This is a genomic window from Pseudomonadota bacterium (assembly GCA_030859565.1).
GTDB lineage: Bacteria > Pseudomonadota > Gammaproteobacteria > JACCXJ01 > JACCXJ01 > USCg-Taylor.
In genome coordinates this window covers 1-2,550 of record JALZJW010000267.1, presented here as the reverse complement: position 1 = coordinate 2,550, position 2,550 = coordinate 1, and the positions used below count along the sequence as shown (strand labels likewise).

The 2,550-nt window shown below is 58.9% G+C and carries 3 protein-coding genes; all 3 read right to left on the bottom strand.

The window, feature by feature from the left end; translation table 11 throughout:
* Nucleotides 1–301, bottom strand: a 301-nt coding sequence (locus M3436_20570; protein MDQ3566365.1) for a beta-ketoacyl-[acyl-carrier-protein] synthase II, incomplete at its 3' end; no start/stop codon positions are given.
* A gap of 2 nt (nucleotides 302–303) precedes the next feature.
* Nucleotides 304–1,281, bottom strand: a complete 978-nt coding sequence (gene fabD, locus M3436_20565) for an ACP S-malonyltransferase (GenBank protein ID MDQ3566364.1) — start codon at nucleotides 1,279–1,281, stop codon at nucleotides 304–306.
* Between the two features lie 133 nt (nucleotides 1,282–1,414).
* On the bottom strand, nucleotides 1,415–2,550 hold a 1,136-nt coding region (locus M3436_20560), incomplete at its 5' end, for a hypothetical protein (GenBank protein MDQ3566363.1).

Sequence of the window (2,550 nt, the reverse complement as noted above, 5' to 3'; positions counted from 1 at the left end):
CCGCGATCCGCTCCCGGTTCTCGTCGGTAATGGGCAGCCTCGCCTGCTCCAGCGCCTGGCGGCTGGCGGCGACGCCGAACTGGGCGAAGCGATCCATTCGTAGCGCCGCCTTCGGGTCCATGAACTCCTTGGCCACGAAGTCGGGCACTTCACCCGCGATCTGGACCGGCAGGGCGGAGGCGTCCCAATGCTCGATCCGGCGCACCCCGGAACGGCCGGCGGTCAGCCCCTGCCAGAAGGTCTCAACCCCGATCCCCAACGGCGTGATGGCGCCCAGACCCGTAATAACCACCCGTCCCACGTTCAGTTCCCCCGATCGGCGACTGGTTTATCGACCGGAAGGCCGAAATCCCCCAAGCCGAAGGTGTTCACATCGCGATTAATCCGCTTAATCAAGCCGGAAAGGATCTGGCCCGGCCCCACCTCGACAAACGAGACGGCGCCCGCCTTGACCATCTCCCGGATCGTGCTCGTCCAGTTCACCGGCCGCTCGACATGCCGCGCCAGCTCCTGCCTGATCTCGGCCACGGTGGTCAGCGGCAGGCCGGTGGCGTTGGCAAAGATCGGTGTGCCCGGCGGCAGGAGCGGCAGTTCCGCCAGCTTCACCGCCAGTTGGGCCGAGGCGTCCGCCATTAGCGGCGAATGCGAGGCGATGCTGATCCCCAACCGGGTCACCCGCTTGGCGCCCCGCGCCTTGGCCAGCGTCATCGCCCGCTCCAGCGGTCCGATCTCGCCCGAGATGACGGTCTGGCCCGGACAGTTGGCATTGGCGATGACCAGGATCCCGCCGGCCGCCGCCTCGGCACAAACGTCAGTCAGCACGTCATCATCCAAACCCAGCACCGCCGCCATCCCGCCCGGCCGCTCTTGGCCCGCTTCTCGCATCAACCGTCCGCGCTCGCGCACCACCGGTAAGGTCGTCGCGAAATCGAGCGATCCGGCGGCGATCAGCGCCGTAAACTCGCCCAGCGAGTGCCCCGCGAACCCCACCGGCGCCATCGCCTGGCCGCTCACGATCAATCGTTCCCGAATCGCGGCCAAGGCGGCGACGCTGGCGGTCAGGATGGCGGCCTGCGAGTTGTACGTATCGTCCAGCTCGGCCGCCGGCCCCTCGAAGCAGAGTCCGGACAGCGAAACCGCCAAAATTTGGTCAGCCTCAGCGAAGACGTCCCGCGCCGCCCCGGAAGTGTCGGCGAGGCTCTTGCCCATGCCGACAAACTGGCTTCCCTGCCCGGGGAAGACCAGCCCCACCCGACCCCGGAGCGCCTCTGCTACCGACATTGCCCGCCTTCAATCGTGATGCTGAACGCTGCGCATGGAACGGCGGCATCTCGCGAAGCGAGCCCGCGCGAATAACCGACAGATAGTACCACGAGACTCAATCGGGACCGATTGCCGCGTCTAGTAGGCGAAACTAGCGATCACCACCGCTTCGGCCGCTCCTTGACTTTTCTAGAAGCCTTGCACGAACCTCACGCACTTGATCTATATTGTCATCAGGAGTTAACAGATAGATTCGGAAACTATATCGTCTGTAGTTAGATAGAACTTTCATCCAGGACGATTCCTCTAGCATAAGGGGCTTCCCGACGCCGGTATGATCATCGAGGATCATGATTGATTCTTGCAGATGTTCTCGCTCTTGCTCAATGTCTTCTGCTCTATTGAGAGTTGCTGCTGACAGTTCGGAGGTGCCTTTGGTAAACGCTGTCTTGGATGGTCTCCACTCATACCAAAGGTTCCGATCGATCCGCAGTTCGCTGGCGATCTTGTCCATCTCATCCAACAAGCTCTGTTTCCGAAGAACATACCAGCTATTCGACGTGCTATTGTTCCGCTCAACGAACTCCACATTCGCAACCATCTTGGGAGGACGGCGATCGAGCACGGCTCTTGCCTTTATGAGATCCGTGCTTCCTCGATCCAGGTTGGCAGCATATTCTCTGATTAATCCTAGCATTCGAGCGTCATCGAAATCGGGCCACTTTGATGTTCGAATTGCATCCTTTACCCAGTTTGAGTCGCATTGGAAGAATCCCGCCGTGAGCATTCCACGAATGACGTCTTTCAAGACGAGTTCAAATGCTGCCACAGTCTTATGATATGCGACTTGCTGGTAGTCAAAGTTTCTGGCTAGGAGGAAATGATCTGCCGTTCGGAGAGCCTTTTTCGTGAGGCAAACCATTCCATTCGTATCGAGAGTAAGCTGGCTCATCAAGTAGTCGACATCTACGGCACCATATGGGAGCCCAGAATGAGTTGCTGTCCGTTGGAGATAGTCAAGCCTATCTACATCAAGATCTGAACTCATCAAGCTGACAAACGGCGGGTTCTCCTGGCGCATAAAGATGTTGAAAATTTCTTGCGGCTGGACACTATATGCTTCGAGAACACGAATCAACTCCTCATCTTGCTCCAAGATTTCTTTGCCTACCCGTTCGTGGTTGGGAGGCGTAGTCAGCCTAGGCTCGTCGTGCTTCGCTCCTGGATCATCATCGGGCTCTGATAGCAGACTTCCAGCATAGAAGTCTCTTAGGACGTCTTCCATTA

What these genes read in the sequence shown, in the direction of transcription:
- fabD (MDQ3566364.1), bottom strand. Translation starts at nt 1,281, where the DNA reads ATGTCGGTAGCAGAGGCGCTCCGGGGTCGGGTGGGGCTGGTCTTCCCC.